Origin of the sequence: Sphingobium sp. B11D3D (assembly GCF_025961755.1) — a bacterium.
GTDB lineage: Bacteria > Pseudomonadota > Alphaproteobacteria > Sphingomonadales > Sphingomonadaceae > Sphingobium.
This window is the reverse complement of the sequence record NZ_JAOQOG010000001.1, coordinates 1,343,951-1,367,823: the sequence shown is the minus strand read 5'-3', so window position 1 is coordinate 1,367,823 and position 23,873 is coordinate 1,343,951. Positions and strand designations below refer to the sequence as shown.

The following is a 23,873-nucleotide window of genomic DNA, read 5'->3' as shown; positions in this document are numbered from 1 at the left end:
ATCTTGCAATCCATTGCGAATCATCTTTATTCATGATCGTATAACAAAGCGAGATCGGCACCAGCGTTCTTCTGGATAAATTGACCGACCGCTAACCGGACAGGAGACGCGCCATGCCCAATCGCTCTATTTCGCTCTGGGCTTTCACGGCGGCGCTGGCCGGCCTGCTGTTCGGTTTCGACACCGCAGTGATTTCAGGCGCGGAAATGGCCATTCAGCGGACCTGGTCGATGGGCAGCGCGATGCACGGGCTCGCCATATCCTCTGCCCTGTGGGGCACGGTGGTCGGCGCCCTGTTCGGCGCGATCCCCAGCGATCGCTATGGCCGCAAGCCGACGCTGATCTGGATCGGCATCCTCTATCTGGTCTCCGCCATCGGATCGGCACTGGCGTGGGACCCGTGGTCGTTCATGGCCTTCCGCATTATCGGCGGCCTCGCCATCGGCGCGTCCTCGATCGCCGCGCCCGCCTATATTTCGGAGATTGCCCCGCCGGCCTGGCGCGGCCGGCTGGGTATCCTATTCCAGACGATGATCGTGCTGGGCATTCTCATCGCCTATGTCTCCAACGCGCTGATCAGCGGCGCACACCCGGCGGACTGGCGGATCATGCTCGCCATCCCGGCCATCCCCGCTGCGCTCTTCCTCCTCGCCACCGTCGTGCTGCCGGAGAGCCCGCGCTGGCTGCTGCTGCACAAGGGCAATGAAGCCGAGGCGCGGCGCGTGCTGACCATGGCCGGCGGCGATATCGAGGCGATCCGCGCCACAGCCGACCCCGCTGGCGAAAGCCGGATGACGCTGCGCCGCTTCTTCGACGGGCATCTGCGCCGCCCGATCATGCTCGCCTTCCTGGTCGCCTTCTTCAACCAGCTCTCCGGCATCAACGCGATCATCTATTATGCACCCCGCATCTTCGGCCTGACCGGCGCGGAGGCGAGCGCCACGCTATACGCCACGGTGGGCGTCGGCGTAGTAAATCTGGTCTTCACGCTCGTCGGCATGGCGTTGATCGACAGTGCCGGGCGCCGGAAGCTGATGCTGATCGGCTCGGTCGGCTACATCGTCTCGCTGGCCATGGTCGCTTATGGCTTTGCGAGCGCGCATTATACGCTGGTGCCGGTCTTCATCTTCCTGTTCATCGCCGCCCATGCCATCGGCCAGGGCGCGATCATCTGGGTCTACATCTCGGAAATCTTCCCGAACAATGCCCGCGCCACGGGTCAGGCGCTCGGCACCGGCACGCATTGGGTGCTCGCCGCCGCCCTCACACTGATCATGCCTGCCGTGCTCGCCAGCGTCGCGCCGGTATGGATCTTCGGCTTCTTCGCCTTCATGATGGTGCTGCAGCTGCTCTTCACCCTGTTCATGATGGTCGAGACGCGCGGCCGCTCGCTGGAGGAGCTGTCAGCGGATCTGGCGAGCGAGCCCGCCCAGCCCTGACCGCCGGGCTACTTGCCGATCAGCCCGACGAACAGATAGAAATTATAGGCCTGCAGCGCGATGGCGAACCAGCCGAACGCATAGAAGGCGATCCGCAGCCAGCGCCGGCTCTTGGACCGGGCGTCGCGGGGCGATGTGGTCTGCACGGTCATAGCCCGGCCTCCTTCGGCGTCGCTTTCCAGGCAAGCATGGGACGATAATAGTCAAGGTAGCACCAGATCAGCCACAGATGGATCAGCAGCACGCACAGGCCGCCGATGATCATGTCGCCAATGGCGGCGAGCACCTGCGCATTGGTCACCGTGCCCTGTATCCAGCCCCAGATATCATCGAGGATCAGCGCATCGAGCATGAAGGTGCCGAAAATCACCGGGAAGGCGACCACCAGCATCAGCGGGACGCCCCGGTTGAAAACCAGCGACAGGCCCAGCAGGATTTCGACCACCTTGGCCATCTGGAACATCCAGCCGGTCCGGATCATCTCGGTGATGACCACATGTTTCATCGGTGCATCGAGCGGCATGTAGATGCTCGGCAGCGGCATGAAGCCGAAGAACCAGTTGAGGCCGCTCAGCAGGCTGAAGATGCCGAGCAGCATCCGCGCAGAAACCACCATTGGCTTGAACATACCATCTTCTCCCGCTCCGCGACCCCACCCGAATTGCGCCGATTCGAGTTGACAGCGCCTTTGTAACGCGCATGAATTGCTAGGCAATCATGTATTAGGATTTCGCATGACGCCGCAGACTCTGGGCCGGATGACGATCAGTCGTGTCATGGAAATGGAGTCGGCCATGCCGCTCGCGATGATCTTTCCGCAGGTGACTGCGGACGATCTCGCCGGCCTTGCCCAATGGTATCGCGATGACAGCCTGACCGGCGACCCGGCGACCTCCCTCGTCACGCTCAGCATGCACAGCTTCGTCGTCCAGCTCGATGGCCAGAACATCCTGATCGACAGCTGCAACGGCAATTGCAAGACGCGCAGTGTGCCCGACATCCACATGCTCGACACGCCCTATCTCGAGAATCTGGCGAAGCTCGGCCTGCGCCCGCAGGATATTCACATGGTGCTCTGCACGCATCTCCACATGGACCATGTCGGCTGGAACACCCGGCTGGAGAATGGCCGCTGGGTGCCGACCTTCCCCAATGCGCGCTACATCTTCGGCAAGCGCGATTATGATCATTGGTCCACCCAGCAGGATATTCCGCCCCATCGCGAAGCCTATGAGGATTCGGTGCTGCCGGTGGTGGAAGCCGGGCTGGCCGACATCGTCGATACCGACGATCCACGCGCGGCGTTCAAGGAGATTGGCGATGGCGTGTGGCTGGAGCCCGCCTATGGCCACTCGCCGGGCAGTTGCCTCGTCCACGCGCAGGGCGGCGGCGCGGCGGCGACATTCTGGGGCGATGTGATCCACCACCCTGTCCAGCTCCTGCGGCCCGACCTGCCGCTGATGTTCGATGACGATGGCGATGCCGCCGCGCAGGTGCGCCAGTCGCTGCTCGCACGGCTGGCGGATACCGATACATTATGCTGCCCCGCGCATTTCAGGGGCAACTCCGTCGGTCATGTTCGCAGTGATGGCGACGCCTATCGCTACGATTTCGTCGGCTGATCCGCCTGCTCCGCCTAGGCAGCCGGCGGTTTCATCGCGGCAATCCGGAACCGCCGGACCGAGACCAGGTCCAGCACGCCCGCCGCGACATAGGGATCAGCCTGCGCCGCCGCCTGCGCCGCGTCGAGATCGGCAGCCTCAATGATGACGACGCTGCCGATGGGGCGGTCATCCTCGTCCAGCAAGGGGCCGGTCAGCGGCATGGCTGGCCCGAACCCCTTGCGATAGGCGATATGCTCGGGCCGCTTGGCCTCGCGAAGCTCGGCAGCGCCAAGCTCGCGATACTCGACCAGAAAATGCGCCATCAAGCTGCTGCGCCCACCGGCTGGAGATCATCGCCGAGCGGCTGGATATCCTGCCACTTCTGCGTCGGCTCGAAGTTGAACGTCTCGGCCGTGATCTGGCCCCAGTCGAACTGCCCCTGATCAGCCTCGGGCATCTCGCCGGTCTCCGCCAGCCGCCGCGCCGCCTTCAGCATCATGCGCCGGAACGCCACGACAGCCATGTCCGAGCGCCCGAGATGCTCTTTCGAGCGGTCGGCGATCTTGCCCATCGTCTCGCTCACGGCATGATCCTGCAGCGCCACGCCGATGATGCCGGACATGTTCTGCGTCCGCATCATCTCGCGGTCCTGATTGTACCAGACCGACATGCCGTTGGTCTTGAAGAACTGTTCGTCATGCGGCGTGTTCGCCTCGCCCATGCGGTGCTCGCGGTCGATGGTCTGGCCGGGATCGTAGAAGAACTGGATGTGCCAGGTCGTGTAGTCGTCACGCGGCACGAAGGCATTGACCAGCCGGCGATTGCGGCGGAATTCCGGCGCCTTGGGGCCATCGGGCGGAATGAAGGTGTAGAAGGGCAGCGGCACTTGCGTCATGCGGCCCTGCTTCTGCTCGCCATCGTTGCGGACGGCGCAATAGCGCATGCCGTAGCGGGTATATTCGATCTCGAGCTTTGGCCGCAGATCCTTCTCGTGCGGCCATTTCGCCGGCTGATCCCAGGCGCTGTCGCGGTGCAGGATGCCCGCATGCGAGCTGTCGACCGCGCCTTCCAGCGCTTGCGCGTAGTTGCACTCGTAGATGACCTTGAAGGCCTCGCAGCTGCCCGGCGGCATATCGAACCAGGGGAAGTGCGGGAACACCGGCTCCTTCTCCTTCGGCCCCATATAGGTCCACACCATTCCGCCCGCGACGCGTGTGGGATAGGCCTTGACCCGCATTGCCTTGGCCAGCTTGGAATTTTCCGGCTCGGCCGGCGTGTCCACGCACTGACCGGTCACATCGAACTTCCAGCCATGGAACAGGCAGCGCAGGCCGCACTCCCCGTTCACGCCCAGCGCCAGCGAGCTGCCGCGATGCGGGCAATGCTCATCCAGCAGGCCGATCCGCCCCTCGCTGTCCATGAAGGCGACCAGCTCTTCGCCAAGCAGCTTGATGCGCACCGGCTTGCCGTCTGCCTGCAACTCCTGAGTCAGCAGGGCCGGCATCCAGAAGCGGCGCATCAACTCGCCCATCGGCGTGCCGGGACCGATCCTGCAAAGCAGCTCGTTATCTTCGTGAGAGAGCATTTGACGCACCTGACATTGTTAGACAATAAGATATAAATATCGTGGCTCGCCCGAAAAGTCACTACCCAAAAGTTGCCGGCATGCGCGCCGGCCCGATAAGGCGGAGCAGCCGCCGCACTGAACTGGAGATACTGCGTGGACCTGGACGATATTCTGCCGGTGGAGAACTTCTCGGACCTGACGATCCAGACGCTGGCCGACCGGCTACAGCGCAGCAGCGGCGCCGAACAATGCATCTACCGCGAGAGCGAGCTGGACGAACTCTGGCGGCTGATCGACATTGCCCTCAAGGCCGGCGGCGACACGCATTATGATTCCGAGCAGCTTCATCATCTGCGCGATCTGGTCCACCGCGCCCATGATCTGGTCGGCATGGAAGACCGCCCCCGGGAGGCGGCGGAAGTGCTGCGCGAGGCGTTGCTGCGGTAGAACGCCAACAACGGGAGCGGGAACGGCCAGCTGGCCTTGCGGGTTCTTTGGCCATGAACAGCGCCAAACTCATTCTGATGATTCCCGCCTTCTCGCTCGCGGCCTGCGGCGGTGCGCCGACGGGAGAAAATCAGACCATCGATCCATCCAACGCAGCCAGTCCGGGAGCGATCAACCCGACAGGTCCAACCGAGCCTCCGGCCGCCGACGAAGCGGGGGGGACCAGCAATCGCGCCGCCGCGCCCGATTTCACCCCGCCGGTGCTGACACCGGAAGCGGAACGCACCGTAAAAGGCGCGCGCAACGTACTGATCTCCTTCGCGCGCGCGATCGAGCAGCGGGCTTTCGATCAAGCCTGGGCATTGCTCGCGCCGGCAGACAAGGAAAAGTGGAGTGAGAGCGCGTTCGCGGCACTCTTTGCCGACCTCTCCAATATCATGGTCGCAATGCCGGACGGCACGATGGAGGGCGCGGCGGGCTCCAGCTACTACACCGCGCCCGTCACGATCACCGGGAAGGATCGCGATGGGCGACCAGTGCGCATGGAAGGCGAAGCCGTGCTGCGGCGGGTCAATGATGTGGATGGCGCAACGCCTGCGCAATTGCGCTGGCATTTCCAGAGCTTGACGCTCGACTGGACCCACTGAGGTAGGCGGGCGGCGCCAACCGTCCTCGCCCCGCCCTCACTTCCAGTAAACGAACCCCATCGCATTGCCCGTCCCGGCCTCGCTGCGATAGCAGGGCACATAATCGAGCACATGGCCCTCCAGCCCAAGCTGCGCCATCGCGCCGGCCACCGGCACCCAGTTCTTCATCTCGGACGTGCCATCGCGGAACGTCTCTTCACCCATGTTGAAGACCGGATCGAAATCCTTGCTTTCCAGCGCGTTGAGAAACGTCTTGTCCACCGTTTCATCAATGACGAAATGCGTCAGCCCGCCACTGGCGATCAGCGCGACCCGCTTGTCGCTGTCCCACCCACGGATCGCATCGAGGAGCGACTGGCCGAACTTGTAGCAGCGCCGCACGCTCGGCTGATTAGGCGGGAAGAAGGTGTTCACCGTCACCATCACGCTCGGACAAGGCCGGTCGCGCATGATGCGGCGATAGACGAACCCCCAGGCGTGGGGCGCCTCCGGGCGCGGCATGGCAGACATCGCGGCGACGTCGAACTCGTCTGCCATTGCCTGCTCGATGATCTTGAGCGCCAGGTCCGGGCAGCCCGGATAATCCGCGCCGCCGGCGGGAATATAGCCTTTGAGCGATGGGGCGATGCCCGGCGGCAGTTCGCTCAGCCGCTCCGGCGTGAACTCATAATTGGTGATTGTGTCGCCATAATGCACCGCGAAGGCAGGGTTGAGCGTCTTGCGAAAGATCTCGTCCTGATCGTTGCCGACGATCACGGCCACATCCACCCGCGCCTCCTCGAACAGGTCGGCTAGTGCCTCGATATTCTGCTGGCAGCGCGCCTGCCGCTCGTCCCACACGGATTTGACGGTCTGCTCGCCCAGCCGCTCCCCGGCCCGTGCTTCCACTAGCTCATCGAAGGTCCAGGTGCCGCCCTTCCACGCATGCTTGTTCGCCTTGTCGGCAGGCACGCGAAGGCCCCAGCTCTCGGTTTCGGTGACCAGCATCGGGCCATGGCTCGTGCCGATACCAAGAACGATCTCTGCCATGCTCTGCTCTCCTGCCGATGCTCTTTTGTGGTCGTTGCACGGACGGGCAACGTGGGGTGTTGATGTCCGCTCCATTATCGGATACCTGTTTGTATAACAATCCTGCATCGCGGGTCAATCGCGGGCAGAAGGGGCTGCGGCGCTCAATGAGCCGACGGAAGCCCCGAAGATGAACGCAATGGAGGAAGGATGACGAACATGGCGAGCCAGGCAAGCGCGGACGTTGCGACGTTGGATATTGCGGGCCGTTACCCGGTCGTCGTATCCAGTGCGGATGCGATTGCGCGCATTCGGGCGCTGCTCCCGCAGATCGCGGCGGCGGATGCCGAGTCGGAGAGCGCCCGGCGCCTCTCCCCGCATGTGGTCGATGCCATTCGCCAGACGGGCCTGTTCGGCATCGTCATGCCGCGCAACCTTGGCGGATCGGAGCTGGGCTTTGCCGATCTGGTGCGCGTCACGGCGGAGATCGGCACTATGTCAGGCTCGGCGGCGTGGATTTTCGGCGTACTGGCCGGGCATAGCTGGCTCATCAACCTGTTCCCCGAGCAGGCGCAGCGCGAGGTGATGGACGATCCCACCACGCTCATCGGCACCGTCTTCCGTCTCGGTGGCGAGGTCGTGGAGGAAAATGGCGGCTACCGGCTGACCGGTGGCGCCGGGCGCTTCTGCTCCGGCATCGATTATGCGAGCTGGGTGATCATCGGCAACGCCGTCAAGAAGGCCGATGGCCGCATGGAGCCGCGCTTCTTCGTCCTGCCCAAGTCCGAGATCGAAATCGTCGACGACTGGTTCACCATGGGCATGCGCGCGACCGGCAGCCGCTCGATCAAGATCGACAGCGCCTTCATCCCCGCCCATCGCAGTTGCAGCCTGGCCGACATGCTGGCTGGTTCCACCCCAGGTGCGCGCGTGCATGAGGGTGCAGTCTACCGCATGCCTTTCTCCAACATTGCGCCCTTCTCCATCGTCGGCGCGCCGCTCGGCATGGCGCGGGGCATGGTGCAGCGCTTTGCGGCGGATATCGGCAAACGCTTGGACGGCGCCGAGCCACTGGAAGTCGCCGAGCAATCCGCCACCTTCGCGCGTATCGCGGAGATTGGCGCCGAGGTCGACGCTGCCCTCGCGCTGATCTTGGAGGACGCCCGCATGGTCGATGAGGCCCGCGATCCCGCGGAAATCACGCCGCTTCTGGGCGCGCAAATCTCGCGCAACTGGGCGTGGGGCGTGCAGCGCGCGCGCCATGCCGCGAACCGGATCTTCGAGGCATCGGGCGGCAGCGCCATCTATGATGGCGGCGCCATGCAGCGCCTGTTCCGCGACATGAACTCCGGCGCGCAGCACTTCGCCTTCACCTGGGACCGGGCGATGACCGGCTATGGCCGCGCCGCCGCCGGACTCAAGGCCGGGGCTTTCGCCATTCCCAAGGGGAAGTGAGACACGAGGGGCGGACGGAAGTCAGGGGAGGACGCGCATGAGGGGCGTGATCGAAAAATACGGTGTCGTCTTCTGCCGCTATTATCTCGGCGGCTTCAACCTCGTCTCCGGCCTCAACTACTTCATCCTCTTCTGGCCCCAGCCCAAGATGGGCGCGGCGGCTGGCAATGCGTTCGTGCTCGCCGCCACCGATCTCAACCTGTTCACCTATGCCAAGATCATCGAGCTGACCGCCGGCGCCTGCCTGCTGCTCAATCGCTTCGTGCCGCTTGCGCTGACGCTTCTGATGCCGGTGACGCTGATGATCTTCCTGACCAATGTGCCGTGGGTGCCCCTGCCCCACATCCAGCTCTCGGTGACGCGCAATCTGGTCATGCACCTCATTCTGCTCGCGGCTTATGCCAACTACTTCCTGCCGCTGCTCAAGGCAAAGACTGCGCCGCAGCCGATTTGGAAGCGGCCGTCCCGGCTGATGCGGGCACTTTAAGCAGGGATCGACAGACGAATGGCGAACTTCAGCTTCAAACTCGACGGCCAGGTCGACATGATGAGTCTCAATCCGCTCGAAATGACGAATTTTGAGATGGTCGGCGCGCTCTTCGGCATTATGGGCATATTGATCACCCTGTTCCTCAGCCGAAAGGCCGCCGCACGGCAACGCCCCCATGAGTTCATTCCGCAAGAAACAGACGAAGACGCCATCGGCTAGCCGGCCACTGCGCGAGCGGACAGACCTGGCTTGAAGCGGTTTCTGTCCCTGAAGAGTCGCGGCGCGATCCTCATTGCGTCGACCGCCATGTTCATGGTCCAGCTCGATGCGTCCGTGCTGGCGGTGGCGATCCCGCAGATTTCAACCGACTTTGGCCTGCCGGCGATCGAGCTCAGCCTCGCCATCACCATCTACCTCACCATGCAGATCGCGCTGCTGCCGATCAGCGGATGGGCGGCCGAGCGCTTTGGCCCGAAGACCGTGTTCATGATCGCGACGGCAGGCTTTGCCTTCTTCTCGATCTGCTGTGCCGCCGCGCCCTCCTTCTGGCCGTTCATTGCCGCGCGCGCCCTCCAAGGAGCCACGGCCTCGCTGATGACCCCGGTGGCCCGGCTGCTGCTGTTACGGCAGACCAGCAAGGAGGAACTGGTCGATGCGATGGCGATCGTGGCGATGCCCATGCTCATCGCGCCGACGCTCGGTCCCTCGATTGGCGGATTCATCGTGCAATATGCGCGCTGGGAATTCATCTTCCTGCTGAACATCCCCGTCACCATTGCTCTGCTGCTCGCAGCATGGCGCACCATTCCGGCCAGCCCGCCCGATGCCTCTAGACGACTGGACATGGTCGGCGCCGCGCTGCTGGGCGGATCGCTCGTCTGCCTGCTCACCGGCTTCGACCGGCTGGCCAGCGGCGTCGGTCGCCCCTTGCCCTGGATGTTGCTCGCGGTCGGCACGGTCCTGTGCCTTGCCGGACTGAAGCATATTCGCACCCATCCGGACCCGGTGCTGAAGCTCGATGCCCTCAAGGATCCGAGCTTCCGGACGACGGTGATCGGCGCGGGCGCCATCGTCCGCATCCCGGCGCGCGCGATGCTCTTCGGCCTGCCGCTCATGTTCCAGATGGCCTATGGCTTCACGCCCATTCTGGCCGGCGTCATGCTCATGGCGCTCAATGGCGGCGATCTGCTTGCCAAGCTGTTCATTCGCCCCCTGTTCGACCGCTTCGGCTTCTCGGGACCGGTGATGCTTTCGAGCTTCGCAGGGCTGGCCGCGATCGCCGTGGTCGCCCTGGCCGATCAAGGCCCCTGGCTCGCTGCCCTGATCTTCGTGGCGCTGCTCGTCGCCGGACTGGCCCGCTCCGTGCTGTTTACCGGCATGACCTCGCTGACCTATGTCAGTCTGGACAAGGACACGATGACGCAGGGCAATGTGCTCGCCAGCATTTCCATGCAATTGTTCGCAGCGCTGGCGGTCTCGCTCACGGCGCTGCTGCTTGGCCTCCTGACGCAATTTACCGGCCATGCGGAGCCGGGGCTGATGGAGTATCGCGGCGCCATGCTGGCCGTCGCGCTGATCGGGTTCGTCGCGACCCTCCTCATGCGTCGGCGCATCCCGCGCCATTTGAGCCAGCTCGCCGTGCGCGACGAGGACTAAGCCGACGGCTAGAATCGCCTAACATTTTACGCTAACGATATCGGCCCACCCCCGGCGATGACAGCCTGTGAGGATATGCCGTGCTCCTGATCGATGCCCATTGCCACGTCTCGCCCCTGTGGTTCGAGCCGGTCGAAACCCTGCTCTTCCAGATGGACCGCCACAATGTCGCGCAGGCGGTGCTGACGCAGATCCTTGGGCAGTTTGACAATCGCTATCAGCGCGATTGCGTTGCGCGCTATCCGGATCGCTTCGTCAGCGTCGGCGCCATCGATCCCGCGGCGCCCGATGCGGTGCACCAACTTGGGATGCTGGCGGATGACGGTGCGGCCGGCCTACGCCTGCGGCCCGATGCCCGCAGCCCCGGTGACGACCCGCTCGCCATCTGGCGGGCTGCGGAGCGGCACGGCCTTGTCATCAGTTGCGGCGGGCCGAGCGCGCAGTTTGTATCGCCCGCGTTCGCCGATCTCATCGGCAGCGTCCCGAATTTGCCGATCATGCTGGAGCATCTGGCCGGCTGGGTCAGACCCGATTGCGACCGAAAGCCCGAAACCTGGACGGCACTGCTCGCGCTCGCGCGCTTCCCCAATATCACGGTCAAGATTCCCGCGCTGGGGCAGTTGATTGCCCGACCCGTCGGTCAGCCTCTGCCTGCATCCGGGCCTGTGCTCGACCCGGCGGGCGGCGCACCGCTGATCGAGCTGCTGGACGCCTTCGGGCCAGACCGGCTGATGTGGGGCAGCGACTTCCCCGTCGTCTCCTCGCGCGAGGGCTATGCCAATGCGCTCGGCTGGACGCGCGATGTGTTCGAGCAGCACCGCCCCGCCAGTGTCGCGGCAATCTTCGGTGGCAATGCCGCTAGAATATTCTTCCAGCGCAAGGCTTGAAGACTGGAATAGATTGTTATACAAAACGATATATTCTATTGCTGGAGCACATCCCATGGCAGAGGCTGCCAAATCCACGATCATCTGCATTTCCGCGAACGGAAAGACGAGCTCCGCCAGCCAAAGCGCCGCAAACCGGATGCTGATCGCCACCGCGGACGGCGTGGTGGATTTTCGCCGGGACAATCTTGATGCGCCTTGGACCCGGCAGCCCGATATGCTGCTCCCCGGCCATCATGTCAGCGCGCTCGTCTATGACGAGGTGACGGACATGCTGTTCGCCGGCCTGCATTATGAGGGCGGCCTGATGGTCAGTTCTGACCATGGCAAGAGCTGGGAAGCGCGCAATAACGGCCTGCAATCCGGCCATGTCTACAGCCTGCTCGTGCAGCATGATGGCGACCGGACGATCCTCAATGTCGGCACCGAGCCGGTGATGTTCTACCGCAGCTTCGATCTGGGGCAGAGCTGGACGGCTTATCCCGGCTGCACGCAGGTCGAGGGCACCGAGCACTGGTTTTTCCCTCGCTCCCAGCCCCATGTGAAGCATATCGCTGCGCATCCGTCCGAGCCGGAGACGATCTACATCTGCGTGGAGCAGGGCGACCTGCTGCGCACCGAAGATGGCGGGGAAAGCTGGACGTCGCTCAACTCCATGGAGCGCCCGGACGACAAGTTCCGCCGCGACCAGCACCGGGTGACCTTCTATCGCTACAACGCCGCCGAGATTTTCCTCACCACCGGCATCGGCCTGTATCATACGGCGGACCGTGGCGAGACCTGGGAGCGCCTGACCGACACCAGCCACCCCTGCGCCTATCCGGACCCGCTGTTCGTGCATCCCCGCAAGGAGCTGATGTTCATGGTCGGCGCCGGCATGAACCCCAATCCCAATTGGGGCGCGGAAGGCACGGCCTATCCCAAGTTCATGGTCAGCACGGACCATGGCAAGACCTGGCAGACCAGCATGATCGGCATGGCCGATCCGATCGCCGGCAATCTGGAAGTCGCGGCGATGCACGATTCTGCCGAGGGCGGCGTTGAGCTCTTCGCCGGCTCCGCCTGCGGAGAGCTGTACGCAAGCCGCGACGAGGCCCAGAGCTGGCAGCGCATTGCCGACGGGCTTCCGGCTATGTCCAAAGGGCCGCACTTCCGCCACTTCCTGCCGCCGGATGAACGCGCGGCTTATGAAGAAAAGCTGCGCGCGCTCAACGCGTTCGCCTGAGCAAGAACGGTCGATCGTCAGCGGGCGACAGACCCGCTGGCGGCTTTCAAGGGGGGAATGGTCTTGGACAGGCTTCAATCGTCGGCTTTGCGCATTGTCGAACGCGCTCGGATGCGGCGGCCTGATCAGGATGCGGCGGCGCACGGCGCCGGTCCCTCGTCTCACTGACGGGTGCAATTTCGCTCATGATCGACTGCCACGCCCATCTTGTCTCCGATGACAAGACCACCTACCCGCCGGCACCGCCGGGCGGTCTGCTGCCCCCAATGGCGTTCGACAACCTCATGACGGCCGAGACGCTGCTGGAGGAGATGGACAAGTCCGGCGTCGAGCGGGCCGTGCTCGTGCAGCGTGGGTCCATCTACGGGTTCGACAGTCGCTATGTCTGCGACAGCGCCGCGCGCTATCCGCAACGCTTCGCCGCCGTCTGCTCTATCGACGCCACGCAGGCCGATTGTGGGGAGGCCGTGCGATATTGGGTCGGCGAGCGTGGCGCCGTCGGCATTCGGCTGATGGAACTCATCAAGGGCTCGGACATCGCCTGGCTGGATTCCCCGGTGGCGCGCGACGCCTGGCAAGCCGCCGCCACGCTCGACGTGCCGGTCTGCGTCCATTTCTTCCCGTGGAACCGCGACATCGGGCTGGCGCATCTGGAGCGGATATTGCGCGACGTGCCTGGCCTGACAGTCGTCATCGACCATCTCAGCTCCATTCAGAGCGATGTCGGCGGCCCGGACCATGGCATCGATGATCGGCTGCGGTCGATCGCGCAATTCGACAATGTCGTCGTCAAGTTCACGACCATTCCGCTGGGGCGGCTGGACAAGGCGGGGATCGACCCCTGCCCCGTCATCGAGCGCGTGTGCGATCTGTTCGGCGCGGAGCGGATGATCTGGGGATCGGACATCACCCAATCGCCCGGCAGCTATGATTATATGGCCGCACTTGGTCGCGTAGCGGTACGCAATCTCACAGCCGCGCAACAGGAGATGATCCTGGGCGGGACGGCGATGCGCGTTTACGGCAAGAGCTGGGGCAAGGCCTGAGCGCAACGGGCCTTCGAGACGAGAATTGGAGGGCAATGATGGAATCCGTGTCTCGTGCTGCCGTGAAGATCGATGTCGAACGATCTGAAATCAGAGAATTTCCGTTGCCACCTCTTGGCGAGAATGATGGCTTGCTGAAAGTCGAGGCCTCGGGCGTGGGTGGCAGTGACCCCGAAATGTACCGGCGGGAGAACACGGCGCCGTGCATCATGGGGCATGAGAATGTCGGCACCGTCGCCCGCATCGGCGGCGCTGCGGCACAGCGCTGGGGCCTGCGCGCCGGCGACCGCATCGCCCTGCACGAATATCTCCCCTGCTGGCATTGCCACTGGTGTCGCCAGGGCGATTTCCGCCTGTGCATGGAGGCCGACTTCTTCAACGTGAAGGATCGGTTCAACACCCTGCGCTACGGCACCTGCAATGCGGACATTCCGCCGCATCTATGGGGTGGTTTCTCGGAATATATGTACCTCGCGCCCAATGCCGTCATCCACAAGATCCCGACGGACATGGATGCCCGGCTGGCGACGCTGGCCGTGCCGCTCGGCAATGGTGTGCAATGGGCAGTGCTGGATGGCGGTGCGGGACTGGGCAAGACCGTGCTGGTCTTCGGCCCCGGCCAGCAGGGCCTCAGTTGCGCGCTCGCCGCCAAGCAGGCGGGCGCGCTCACCGTCATCATCGCCGGCATGACACGCGACCGCGCCCGGCTGGACCTTTCGCTCAGCCTCGGCGCCGACATCGCCGCGGACGTGCAGCAGGAGGATCTTGCAGCCGTGGTCATGCGGGCGACCGGCGGCATGGGCGTGGATGTGGTGGTGGATACCACCGGCGATCCCGATGGCAAGATCGCCGAGCAAGCGGTGGCGCTGTCCGCCAAGGGGGCCTGGCTCAGCCTCAATGGCCTTAGCGCTTCGGTGCCGCTGGGCGAGATCAAGAAGCGCTACCTCACCGTGCGCGCACCACGGGGCCACAGCTATCGCGCGGTGCAGATGGCGCTCGATATCCTCGCCAGCGGCAAGTGGCCGGCCGAAAAGCTGTGCAGCCACGATTTCCCGCTGGAGCAGGTGCATGAGGCGATCCTCGCCACCGCCGGGCGCGGGATCGAGGGCGCCATTCACGTCACCGTCTCCCCGCACAAGAGTTGATCGCGGCCCCTCACCGCCTCCCGCCCCTGCCTATTGCCTCGCCCGCCAAAATCCTCTTCCATGGCGCACTGCCACCAGCCGCAAGGAGTACATATTTGGCCACGCAGATCGACATGGGGGACTCCCTGCCCAATGTGGTGGCGGATGAACTGCGGGCGCTGATCGTGCGGGGCACGTTGCTGCCGGGCGAACATCTCGGGCAGACCCAGCTCGCCGACCGGTTCGGGCGCAGCAAGGTGCCCATCCGCGAGGCGCTCAAGCTGCTGGCGGCAGAAGGCTTCCTGCGCCACGACCACAACAGGGGCTATTTCGTGGCGCCGCTGGAGCTGGAGGAAGCCCGCCAGCTCTACAAGCTGCGCCGCTGGCTTGAAGCCGAGCTGCTCGCCACGGCGGTCTGGCCCACGGACGCACAGATCGCCGAATTCCGCCGCCAGTTCGATGCGCTGGATGCCATGGATCAGGTGAGCGATTTCACCAATTGGGCGCTGGCGCTGGAAAATCTGCGCCTCGCCCTGTTCGCTTTATCGCCCGAGCGCATTCTGCTGCGCGAAGCGACCCGGCTCTGGCGGCTGACCGACCGCTATCGCTCGCTCATGCCCCGCACGATGGGCGAGAGCCCAGAGCGCAAGCTGATCGACGCCTTGGCCGCGCGGGACCGCGACGCGCTGCTCGCCGATTATATGCAAGCCCGCGCCAAGATCGAAGGTGCGCTGGAGCAGGTCTTCCAGCACGGCCGCTAGGGCCAATCGACATTCAGCCCTGCACGCGTGTCTGAAGGCTGTGATATTTGAACTGCGCGCGGGCCTCATCGAGGCGCATGCCGGTGCGGCAGGCGGCGCGGATGCTCTCTTCGGCGGCGTGGATCTCCTCGGCGGCGGCGAGGACGGCCTCCTCGTGCGCCTGCGGGATGACGATCACGCCATCGGGATCGCCGCGCAGGATGTCGCCGGGGGCGACGCGGGCGCCGCCGATGTTGACCGGGCAGTTGGTGACTTCCACCTGCACCCGGTCCTTGCCGGTGCGCATCCAGTGGCCCTTGCTGAAGACAGGATAACCGAGCGCGCGGCAGAGCGAGACATCGCGGCTGATGCCGTCGATGACGGTGCCAGCGAGGCCGCGGCGGTGGGCGATCTCGGTGAGGATGTCGCCCCAGATGGTGGCATCCTCGCGGCCGCCATTGTCGATCACCACGACATGGCCGGGGGGCACGTCATCGATATAATCGCCGACGGTGCCGGGGGGGGTCGAGGCGGGGCCGCAGAGCATCGTGTAGGCGCGGCCGGCCATGCGGAAATCAGGATCGCGGCCGGCGATCTTGTAGCACTGGCCGACGATGCCGAGCCGGTCGAGCGCGTCGCTCAAGGTGGCGGTATCGAGCGCGGCGGCGCGCGCCACATTTCGGTCGTCGGTCATCAGCTTTCGCCCTTGAGCATATACTCGTAATTCGCGCCGAGCACGGCACTGGCGCTCTCGCCGGTGGCGAGGCGGCGGGTCATCTCGCCCTCGCGGCGGACGATGTCCTCGGCGGCATCGAGCACGCGGGCGATGTCGGCGGGCGCGATGAACACGGCAGCGCTGGAATCGCAGATCACGTAGAAGCCGGGTTCGACGGTGAAGTCGCCGACGGTGACGGGCACATCGGTGGCATCCTCGTAGACGCGGTTGCGCGCGGTGCGGGCGGTGTAGCCGCGGCAGAAGACGGGGAAGCCGATCTCGCGGGCCTCATCCACATCGCGAGCCAGACCCTCGCAGATCACCCCAGCCACGCCCTTATGCTGGGCGCCGCGCGACAAAATGCCACCCCAGCAGCCGGCATCGATGCCGGTGCGCTGCTCGACCACGATCACGTCGTCCGGGCCGCTGGCATCGATGGCCGCAGCGCCCAGATGCACCGGCGGGCGATCGGCGGGCGCATTGCCGGCCTTGAGCTTCACTGTGTGGACGCGCCCGGCGATCCGCTTGCCCGGCGAAGCGGAGCGCAGGCCGGTCACGCAGCCGGCCAGGCCAAGCTTGTCCAGCGTGTCCGACACCGCGCAGGCATCCAGCTGGCGCAGCCGCGCGACATAAGGATCGCCCGCGCTCATGCTGGCGGCAGGTCCAGCTTGAAGAGGCGCGCGGCGTTGCCGAACATGATCTGGTCCTTCTCCGCCTGGCTCAGCCAGTCGAAGCCGGTGATGAACGGGGCAATGTCATCCAGCGTCTTGCCAGTCGCGGGGTCGACGGCAGAGCCGACGCCGGGGCATTCCGCGCCGAACAGGCAATTGTCGGCGCCGACGGTCTTGATCAACAGCCGCAGCGCTTCCTCGGAATAGAGCACGGTATCATAATAGATGTGCCGCATCTTATCGAGGAACTCCTCGCCCTTGCGCAGGCCGGACGCCCGGAAGCGGCCGACATGATAGGGGATCGCGCCGCCGCCATGGCTGCACACGATCTTGAGGTTGGGGAAGTCCTTGAACACATCGCTTTCCAGCAGGCCATAGACGGCCATCGTCTCTTCCAGCAGGAAGTTGAGCGTGTACGGCGCGCGGCGGCTGCGCGACCCGGCGGAGTGGATGTGTGCCGGCACGTCCAGCTCGCACAGCTTCTCGTACAGCGGATACCAATAGCGGTCGCCCATCGCCGGCGGCTCGGTGCCGCTATTCTCATAGGGATCAGGATTGAGCAGGCAGCCCTTGAAGCCCAGCGTTTTCACACAGCGCTCAAGCTCGGGCAGGACATTCTCGATCGGCTCGCCGGCGACTTGCGGCAGGCCGCAGATGGGCGCGAAGCGGTCCGGCAGAAGCTGGCACTGGCGGGCGATGATGTTGTTGGTGGCTTCGGTAAACCAGTGGACCAGAAAACCCGGCTTTTCCGAATGCATCATCTGGAACGGGCGCGGGCTGAGCAGCTGGTAATTGGTGCCGACCCGGTCGAGCATGTCGAGATGGCCGCAGGGCGCCATCTCCTTCTTGTTTGTGTAGGCGAGAATTTCCTCATCCGTGAGGTCCGGGAACTTCTTGCCGTGCTCGCCGCGATGCGAGAGCAGCATCGACTTGTAGATCCACAGTTCCGCCGGCGCACTCACATGGCCATGACAATCGACAATCATCGCAAAATCCCCACCCGCAGCTGGTTATCAGATCATAGGTATACATTTTTGTATACCTATCCTGAATTTCCGGTCAAGCGGGTGGAGGGTGTTTGTCGGCCAAAAGCCTCGCGCGACCGTCCCGGGATTCCTAGCGCGTGAAAATGTCTACATTTTTGTGAGACACCACGCTAGGGATGCCCGGAACGACCATAATCTCAAGGCCGCTGGCTCTCCGGCCAACCAGGAATGCCCATGATGCAGGAAACAGTGAAATCCGAACGCGGAGTTCCCGCCAAGATCGCCAATGAGCTGCGTCTGCTCATCGCCCGTGGCACGTTGGCGCCCGGGATGCGGCTGGGGCAGACCGAACTCGCCGAGCAATTCAATGCCAGCCGCGTGCCCGTGCGCGAGGCGCTCAAGCTGCTGAGCTCGGAAGGCATCATCGAGCACGACCCCAACCGGGGCTTCTTCGTCACCCGGCTTTCCCGCGATGAGGCCGAGCAACTGTTCGCCCTGCGCCATCTGGTCGAGGACGAATTGCTCAAATCCGTCGACTGGCCGGACGCCGAAGAGCTTGCCGAACTCGAACGTCGCGAACAGCGCCTCGAAGAGCTGCTCGACGAAGGCGACCGCACGAGTTGGTGGAACGAGCATCGCGAATTCCACACGATGATCTTCAACCTCTCCCCCAAGAAGACCATCGTGCGCGAGGCCATCCGCCTGTGGGCATTGACCGATCGCTACCGCGCCCTCCTGCCGCTGCCGCGCCGGAACAGTGAGGAGCGCAAGGTGGTGGACAAGCGCGAGTTGCTGAACGCTATCCGCCAACAGGACAGCAAGAAGCTGCTCGCCGCCCGCCGCACTCGCCGCGAATCCTTCGAGCGGATGCTGCTGGAAACGCTGGAAGCACGCGGCCTCTAAAGCCGCCACCTGCCACGCTCAGCTCTAGCGGGCGATCCTCACGCGTCGCGGGCGCAGCGAAACCCGATATGCGATGTGGAGGTATCCACCGTCTGCGGATAGCGCGCGGCGGGGCGATAGCGCTGGCAATAATTGGGCGCGCACAGATGCGATCCGCCCTTGAGCACGCGGCGGGGAAAGCCGCTATAGGGATCACGGCTTGCATCCTCGCTGGCGCCGCGCGGGTTATGCGGCGCGCAACAGGGCTTGGTCGGCGCGTCGTGTCGATCGACATACCAGTCGCTTGTCCACTCCCACACATTGCCGATCATGTCCCAGAGGCCATAGCCATTGGCCGCATAGCTGCGCACCGGCGAGGTGCGCAGATAGCCGTCCGAGAGATCATTCTGGTGCGGGAAATCGCCCTGCCAGGTGTTGGCCAGCATGGCACCGCCGGGGTGCAGTTCATCGCCCCAGGCGAAGGCCTTGCGATCCAGCCCGCCGCGCGCGGCGAACTCCCATTCCGCTTCCGTCGGCAGCCGCTTGCCCGCCCAGGCCGCATAGGCCTCCGCATCGGCGCAAGCGATGTGGACGACGGGATGATCCGCCAGCCCGTCGATGGAACTCTCCGGTCCCCAGGGGTGGCGCCAGTCGGTCCCGAAGGAGAATGTCCACCACCCCATTGGATCGTGCAGCGGCACGGGGGTCGGCGGCGGCGTGAACAGGGACGAGCCGGCCTTCAGCATCGCCGGATCGGCACCGGGATAGTCGGCAGCGTCGGGCACCGTTTCGGCCACCGTCACATGGCCGGTCGCTTGCACGAACCGCGCGAACTGCGCATTGGTGACTGGCGTTTCATCGATCCAGAAAGCATCGACAGAGGCCGGATGCACGGGGCCCTCATCGGGATAATGGTCGTCCGACCCCATCCAGAACGTCCCGCCCGCCACGCGAATCATGCCGTCTTTCATCTCTGGCGCACTCATCATGCCACCCTGCGCCTGATCGGTCATCGCTTCTGCTTGCGTCCTTCCTGAGTCTCGATCCGCCGGTCCTCGAGACTGCGGCGGACGAGATAAGCATCAATGGCGTCGACCTGTGCCGGCGTCAGATGGCCTGCGAAGCTGGGCATGCCCATCTCCGCCAGCGCGCCGCCCAGAACGACCTGCGAAAAACCCTTCGTGCCGAGCAATCCCGTCCGGCGCAAGTCCGGATAGGCGCCGGCGCTCACCGCCCCGCTCCCATGACAGCGCAGGCAGAAGCGGCCGAACAGTCCGTCGCCCTGTGCGATTTGCGCCGGTGTGCCCTTGTCCACCACATCGGGGAACGGCAGTGGCTCGGCCGGCGTGAAGGCAGGGAGCTTCGCCGCGCCATCCAGTTTGAACACCAGCAGCCGGTTAGGGCCGATGGTCTTGCCGGCCTTGAGCGCCATCACCCCGCCGGTGAGTGGCCAGCCGCCGCCCCAGCCGGCCATGACCGCGATATATTGCACCCCGTCCAGCCGATAGCTGATCGGCGGGGCGACGATGCCGGTCTGCGCCTCGAACGACCAGAGCCGCTTGCCGCTCTCGTCATCATAGGCGACCAGCCGCCCCTGCGCGTTGCCGGCAAAGACGAGGCCGCCCGCCGTGGCGAGCACGCCGCCATTGAAGGGTGCCGCTTCCTCGCTTGTCCAGCGCGGTTTGCGGGCAATCGGGTCCCAGGCGATCAGCCGCGCCTTCATGCTGTCGTACAGCGCCTTGCGGTCCGCCGCGCTCATGGCGCCGCCGCCGCTCATCGCCACGCCGGACGTGTAGGCGCCGATCACCTGCGCCTCCTGCGGATTGGGGCCGAACGGCATGCCCACATCCTGCGCCGGAATGTAGACAAGCCCCGTGCGGGGACTGAAGGCCATGGGCGGCCAGTTATGCCCACCCCCTGAGCTTGGAAACTGGAAGTGCGGCTTGCCGGTGCGGTAATAGCGTGCTTCCGGCACGATGTCCGGACGGCCGGTCTTGGGATCGATGCTCTTCGCCCAATTCTGCGGCACATAAGCGGTGGCATTCAGGAACTCGCCGGTCGCGCGGTCGAGAATGTAGAAGAAGCCGTTCTTGGGCGCCTGCATCAGCACCTTGCGCGGCTTGCCGTCGATCTCCATGTCCGCCAGCACGATGTTCTGGGTTGCGGTATAATCCCAGGCATCGCCCGGAACCTGCTGGAAATGCCAGACATAGTCGCCCGTCGAGGCGCGCAGCGCGACGATGGAGGACAAGAAGAGATTATCCCCCTTCCCGTCCGAGCGCATCTGATGATTCCACGGCGAGCCATTGCCGGTGCCGATGTAGATGAGGTCCAGCGCGGGATCATATTCGATCGCATCCCACACCGTGCCGCCACCGCCATAGCGCCACCATTGCCCTGCCCAGCTTCCCTGCGCCTTGGCCAGCACCGCGTCGGACGCGGCGTTGTCCTTCGTACCGGGTTTGCCGGGGACGGTGTAGAAGCGCCAGGCCAGCTTGCCGGTCGCGGCATCATAGGCACTCACATAGCCGCGCACGCCAAACTCGGCGCCGCCATTGCCGATGACGACATTGCCCTTGATGAAGCGCGGCGCCCCGGTGATCGTGTAATTCACGGCGAAGGGACCGGACTGGTCGATCGTCTGCGTTTCCCAGACCGGCTTGCCGCTTTTGGCATCCAGGGCGATCAGGCGCCCGTCAAGCGCGCCGACATAAACCCGGCCCTGCGCCACCGCGACACCGCGCGAGACCGGCCCGCAGCAGGAGCGCGCAGATGCCGCGCGGACTTCTGGATCGTAGGTCCACAGGCCCTTGCCGGTGCGGGCATCGATGGCGGAGACGACATCATAAGCGCTGACCACATAGAGCACGCCATCAACCATGATCGGCGTCGCTTCCTGCCCGCGATCCGTCTCCAGATCGAAGGACCAGGCCAGGTCAAGCCGTGACACGGTCTCGCGGTCGATCTGGTCCAGATCGGCAAAGCGCTGCGCCGTCTCGGTGTGGCCATGCAGCGGCCACTCGACATCGGCGGCGGCCTGACCACCGTCTGCGGCATCGCGGCAGGCGGAAGGGAGGACAAGCAGCAGCGCGGTCAGCGCCATCATGCGCCTGAACATCAAACCCACGATCACATGCCCTCTCCCTCGACCCACTGCCCGCTATGCGGTCCGTTCCGCGTCCGCCAGCGCCCGGCCGAGCACCGGATGCGCGAAGTGCATCGCCAGTTCCTGCCGATAAGGCCATGTCTGCCGCTGATTGTCGACCAGTTCATCCGGGCCGAGCGGGTCTTCCGGGAAGGTCTTCGTCAGCGGCTGGAGATGCGCGATGGTCTTGTACCAGCCGGCATCATAATCCGCCTGCCATTGCACGACATAATCGAGCCGCTTGATCTTCCAGACCCCGTCCTCGCGCACATAATCATTCTCGTACATGCCGGCTTCGTAGAACTGGTCGGGCAGGCCTTCCGGGCGGTAGTCGCGGCTCTCATGATTGCCGCCGAGCAGCAGTGCGCGAAACCGGCCCTTGGCGGTGCGGCGATCCGGCGCGACGGTGATGATGTCCTGCATCTGGAAATGATCGAGCAGGAAGCCATAGACCGGGCCGGGGCGCCCTTGCGTGAAGAACTGGCGAAACCAGTCGCCATAGAGCCGCCGCGCGCCCACCTTGCCGCGATAGATGCCGGAGAGAAAGATGATCTCGGCATCGTCGGAGAACAGCTCGGCCAGTTCGTCCGAACGGTTATAATCGGTATAATAGCCATAGGCATTATGAAGCCGGCGGATTGCATTGAGATCTTCCAGCATCCCGATCCGCTCGGTCAGGGCCTTTACATCGCTGCGCAGCGCTTCGATCTCGCTCATAATCCTGCTCCTGATTGCTCTTTTGCTCTGTGCGGGCCGCCCAGATCATCGCTGGACGCCTCATTCGCCAAGGCATCGGTTGCTCCCGATTGCAAAGCAACGGCCCGGTCCGCTATCAGTTATAAGGGAGGGGCTATCGCTTATGGCATTCACGATCCGGCAATTGGAGATTTTCGTCGAAGCAGCGAAAGACGAGAATTTCCGTATCACGGCCGATCGGCTCGGGATCAGCCAGCCCTCAATCAGCAATCATATCAAGGCGCTGGAGCAGAAAGCCGGCGCTCGCCTGTTCGATCGTCAGCGCGGATCGACCGCGCGCCTCTCCGCTTTGGGCCGCGATTTGCTGGATCAGGCACGATTGCTGCTGCGTGAGGCGAACAAGGTTCAGTTGGGCGCCACGGCCGGCAGTGCGCAGAGCTATGTGCTGCGGGTCGCCGCCGGCCCTTATCTTATCGATCAATGGATCAGGCCGTGCCTGCCGGATTATTATGCGCGCGGCCAGGTGCCGAATGTGGAGCTGATCCTCTCCGCGCCGGGCGAAGAAATGCTCTCCATGCTCCGCAGCGGCAAGGTGGACGTCGCCTTCTTCACCGGCCGGCCACCGGTCGCCCCGGATCTCACCATCGAGACACTCCGGCGCGTGACCAGCAGCCTCTTCGGAACGTCCGCGCTGGTCGAGGCGGTGGGGAGCGATCCTGTCAGGATCAGCGCCGCCCCGATGATCATGATGCCGGACAACACACCGCATAACGACTGGCTGATCAACGCGCTGGCCGATGCGTGCATCTACCCTTCCAATGTCGTCGCGCGACCGCAATTCACCGATGTCGCGATGGGGCTGGCGCTCAATGGGACGGGCCTTGCCATGCTGTTCGATGAGGAAGCCGCACCTGCCACCACGCGCGGGCAACTCCATCGCGTCCCGGTCGATTTCGAGCCGGGCTATCGCCTGATGCTCTCGCGCAAGGGGTTCGACGATGCCCGCGGGCGTCTGGCCATCGATCATCTCCGGCGCACGCTGCAGGCCGGACGCGCCGCCAACTGAGGGTCCCGGCAGACGCCTGTCCTCTTCACTCCGGCGCATCTCAATGGCGCGGCACGGAACGCTCCGCGCTCTTGCTCATTGTGCTAGCGATCAAGGAGACCGCACATGATGAAAACTTTGCTCGCCGGCGCGGCGATTGGTTATTTCGGCAAGAAGCTCTACGATGAAGGCAAGCTCGATCCCTATATCGCGCGCGCCAAAAGCACGCTCGCCGAGCTTTCCCCAGAACAGGCGGACACGCGCGCCCCGCGCGGCGTGGGTCAGGACGAACAGCCCAATATGGCATTCTGAACGGGGTCGCGGGCGCGAGCTGGCTACCACCTTCGAATGAGAGGCACGAAAAAAGGGGCGCGGTCATTCCGCGCCCCTTTCCGTTC

Annotated in this window: 27 protein-coding genes; 16 read left to right on the top strand and 11 right to left on the bottom strand. The window is 64.4% G+C overall.

What is annotated here, in order from left to right:
- Positions 1 to 113: 113 nt before the first annotated feature.
- On the top strand, positions 114 to 1,439 hold the full coding sequence (locus M2334_RS06445) for a sugar porter family MFS transporter (protein WP_264605039.1): 1,326 nt from the start codon (positions 114 to 116) through the stop codon (positions 1,437 to 1,439).
- An 8-nt stretch (positions 1,440 to 1,447) separates the two neighbouring features.
- Here the strand turns inward: M2334_RS06445 and M2334_RS06440 are convergent, their stop codons facing one another.
- Together M2334_RS06440 and M2334_RS06435 are read right to left on the bottom strand one after the other, a co-directional pair.
- Positions 1,448 to 1,591: a hypothetical protein gene (locus M2334_RS06440; protein ID WP_264594231.1), complete on the bottom strand. Its 144-nt coding sequence runs from the start codon at positions 1,589 to 1,591 to the stop codon at positions 1,448 to 1,450.
- Positions 1,588 to 2,067, bottom strand: coding sequence for a hypothetical protein (locus M2334_RS06435; RefSeq protein ID WP_181560115.1), 480 nt, complete (start codon positions 2,065 to 2,067; stop codon positions 1,588 to 1,590). Before M2334_RS06435 ends, M2334_RS06440 begins: the two co-directional genes overlap by 4 nt.
- Before the next feature lie 106 nt (positions 2,068 to 2,173).
- On the opposite strand from M2334_RS06435, the gene M2334_RS06430 reads away from it, so the two are divergent.
- Complete coding sequence (locus tag M2334_RS06430; protein WP_264594230.1) at positions 2,174 to 3,061, top strand: MBL fold metallo-hydrolase; 888 nt, start codon at positions 2,174 to 2,176, stop codon at positions 3,059 to 3,061.
- A gap of 14 nt (positions 3,062 to 3,075) precedes the next feature.
- Here M2334_RS06430 and M2334_RS06425 read toward each other — a convergent pair whose 3' ends face one another.
- The gene (locus M2334_RS06425; protein ID WP_264594229.1) at positions 3,076 to 3,366 is read right to left on the bottom strand and encodes a YciI family protein; all 291 of its coding nucleotides are present in this window, start codon (positions 3,364 to 3,366) and stop codon (positions 3,076 to 3,078) included.
- Entirely contained in the window at positions 3,366 to 4,628 is a 1,263-nt protein-coding gene (locus tag M2334_RS06420; RefSeq protein ID WP_181560118.1) for a Rieske 2Fe-2S domain-containing protein, read from the bottom strand. The genes M2334_RS06425 and M2334_RS06420 overlap by 1 nt, the downstream gene beginning before the upstream one ends.
- A 135-nt stretch (positions 4,629 to 4,763) precedes the next feature.
- Between M2334_RS06420 and M2334_RS06415 the strand changes: the two genes are divergently transcribed.
- Together M2334_RS06415 and M2334_RS06410 are read left to right on the top strand one after the other, a co-directional pair.
- Positions 4,764 to 5,057, top strand: a complete 294-nt coding sequence (locus M2334_RS06415) for a hypothetical protein (protein ID WP_181560119.1) — start codon at positions 4,764 to 4,766, stop codon at positions 5,055 to 5,057.
- A gap of 53 nt (positions 5,058 to 5,110) precedes the next feature.
- Positions 5,111 to 5,704 carry a hypothetical protein gene (locus M2334_RS06410; RefSeq protein WP_264605038.1) on the top strand — a complete coding sequence of 198 codons (594 nt, stop codon included), beginning with the start codon at positions 5,111 to 5,113 and terminating at the stop codon, positions 5,702 to 5,704.
- Positions 5,705 to 5,740: 36 nt separating this feature from the next.
- Here M2334_RS06410 and M2334_RS06405 read toward each other — a convergent pair whose 3' ends face one another.
- Complete coding sequence (locus tag M2334_RS06405) at positions 5,741 to 6,733, bottom strand: protocatechuate 3,4-dioxygenase (RefSeq protein ID WP_264605037.1); 993 nt, start codon at positions 6,731 to 6,733, stop codon at positions 5,741 to 5,743.
- Positions 6,734 to 6,931: 198 nt separating this feature from the next.
- Between M2334_RS06405 and M2334_RS06400 the strand changes: the two genes are divergently transcribed.
- From M2334_RS06400 to M2334_RS06360, 9 genes are all read left to right on the top strand, one after another.
- A complete protein-coding gene (locus M2334_RS06400) occupies positions 6,932 to 8,167 on the top strand; it encodes an acyl-CoA dehydrogenase family protein (RefSeq protein WP_264605036.1) in 1,236 nt (411 codons plus the stop codon).
- 37 nt (positions 8,168 to 8,204) lie between these two features.
- Complete coding sequence (locus M2334_RS06395; protein ID WP_264605035.1) at positions 8,205 to 8,654, top strand: hypothetical protein; 450 nt, start codon at positions 8,205 to 8,207, stop codon at positions 8,652 to 8,654.
- 18 nt (positions 8,655 to 8,672) lie between these two features.
- Positions 8,673 to 8,876, top strand: a complete 204-nt coding sequence (locus M2334_RS06390) for a hypothetical protein (RefSeq protein WP_181560124.1) — start codon at positions 8,673 to 8,675, stop codon at positions 8,874 to 8,876.
- A 30-nt stretch (positions 8,877 to 8,906) separates the two neighbouring features.
- Positions 8,907 to 10,313 (top strand): MFS transporter, encoded by a 1,407-nt coding sequence (locus M2334_RS06385; protein WP_264605034.1) that lies wholly within the window; start codon positions 8,907 to 8,909, stop codon positions 10,311 to 10,313.
- 80 nt (positions 10,314 to 10,393) lie between these two features.
- Complete coding sequence (locus tag M2334_RS06380) at positions 10,394 to 11,200, top strand: amidohydrolase family protein (RefSeq protein ID WP_264605033.1); 807 nt, start codon at positions 10,394 to 10,396, stop codon at positions 11,198 to 11,200.
- 55 nt (positions 11,201 to 11,255) lie between these two features.
- Complete coding sequence (locus M2334_RS06375) at positions 11,256 to 12,425, top strand: WD40/YVTN/BNR-like repeat-containing protein (protein WP_264605032.1); 1,170 nt, start codon at positions 11,256 to 11,258, stop codon at positions 12,423 to 12,425.
- A 185-nt stretch (positions 12,426 to 12,610) separates the two neighbouring features.
- Entirely contained in the window at positions 12,611 to 13,471 is an 861-nt protein-coding gene (locus tag M2334_RS06370; RefSeq protein ID WP_264605031.1) for an amidohydrolase family protein, read from the top strand.
- Between the two features lie 38 nt (positions 13,472 to 13,509).
- Positions 13,510 to 14,616, top strand: a complete 1,107-nt coding sequence (locus M2334_RS06365) for a zinc-dependent alcohol dehydrogenase (protein WP_264605030.1) — start codon at positions 13,510 to 13,512, stop codon at positions 14,614 to 14,616.
- 95 nt (positions 14,617 to 14,711) lie between these two features.
- The gene (locus M2334_RS06360) at positions 14,712 to 15,356 is read left to right on the top strand and encodes a GntR family transcriptional regulator (protein WP_220128545.1); all 645 of its coding nucleotides are present in this window, start codon (positions 14,712 to 14,714) and stop codon (positions 15,354 to 15,356) included.
- A 13-nt stretch (positions 15,357 to 15,369) separates the two neighbouring features.
- Here M2334_RS06360 and M2334_RS06355 read toward each other — a convergent pair whose 3' ends face one another.
- Genes M2334_RS06355 through M2334_RS06345 form a run of 3 tightly spaced genes read right to left on the bottom strand, consistent with a single transcriptional unit; the run spans position 15,370 to position 17,707 of the window.
- Positions 15,370 to 16,029 carry an RraA family protein gene (locus M2334_RS06355; RefSeq protein ID WP_264605029.1) on the bottom strand — a complete coding sequence of 220 codons (660 nt, stop codon included), beginning with the start codon at positions 16,027 to 16,029 and terminating at the stop codon, positions 15,370 to 15,372.
- Positions 16,029 to 16,700 (bottom strand): RraA family protein, encoded by a 672-nt coding sequence (locus tag M2334_RS06350; RefSeq protein WP_264605028.1) that lies wholly within the window; start codon positions 16,698 to 16,700, stop codon positions 16,029 to 16,031. The genes M2334_RS06355 and M2334_RS06350 overlap by 1 nt, the downstream gene beginning before the upstream one ends.
- Positions 16,697 to 17,707 (bottom strand): amidohydrolase family protein, encoded by a 1,011-nt coding sequence (locus tag M2334_RS06345; protein WP_264605027.1) that lies wholly within the window; start codon positions 17,705 to 17,707, stop codon positions 16,697 to 16,699. Before M2334_RS06345 ends, M2334_RS06350 begins: the two co-directional genes overlap by 4 nt.
- A 234-nt stretch (positions 17,708 to 17,941) precedes the next feature.
- Between M2334_RS06345 and M2334_RS06340 the strand changes: the two genes are divergently transcribed.
- Positions 17,942 to 18,610, top strand: a complete 669-nt coding sequence (locus M2334_RS06340; RefSeq protein WP_181560131.1) for a GntR family transcriptional regulator — start codon at positions 17,942 to 17,944, stop codon at positions 18,608 to 18,610.
- A 38-nt stretch (positions 18,611 to 18,648) separates the two neighbouring features.
- On the opposite strand, the gene M2334_RS06335 is transcribed toward M2334_RS06340, so the two are convergent.
- From M2334_RS06335 to M2334_RS06325, 3 genes are read right to left on the bottom strand one after another with little or no spacing between them, the layout of a single operon-like run.
- Complete coding sequence (locus M2334_RS06335; RefSeq protein WP_264606044.1) at positions 18,649 to 19,548, bottom strand: formylglycine-generating enzyme family protein; 900 nt, start codon at positions 19,546 to 19,548, stop codon at positions 18,649 to 18,651.
- A gap of 50 nt (positions 19,549 to 19,598) precedes the next feature.
- The gene (locus M2334_RS06330; RefSeq protein ID WP_264605026.1) at positions 19,599 to 21,722 is read right to left on the bottom strand and encodes a PQQ-dependent dehydrogenase, methanol/ethanol family; all 2,124 of its coding nucleotides are present in this window, start codon (positions 21,720 to 21,722) and stop codon (positions 19,599 to 19,601) included.
- Positions 21,723 to 21,749: 27 nt separating this feature from the next.
- Positions 21,750 to 22,451: a nuclear transport factor 2 family protein gene (locus M2334_RS06325; RefSeq protein WP_181560132.1), complete on the bottom strand. Its 702-nt coding sequence runs from the start codon at positions 22,449 to 22,451 to the stop codon at positions 21,750 to 21,752.
- Positions 22,452 to 22,593: 142 nt separating this feature from the next.
- On the opposite strand from M2334_RS06325, the gene M2334_RS06320 reads away from it, so the two are divergent.
- Positions 22,594 to 23,496, top strand: coding sequence for a LysR family transcriptional regulator (locus M2334_RS06320; protein ID WP_264594217.1), 903 nt, complete (start codon positions 22,594 to 22,596; stop codon positions 23,494 to 23,496).
- Between the two features lie 105 nt (positions 23,497 to 23,601).
- Entirely contained in the window at positions 23,602 to 23,787 is a 186-nt protein-coding gene (locus M2334_RS06315; protein ID WP_181560134.1) for a hypothetical protein, read from the top strand.
- The last annotated feature ends 86 nt before the right edge of the window (positions 23,788 to 23,873 follow it).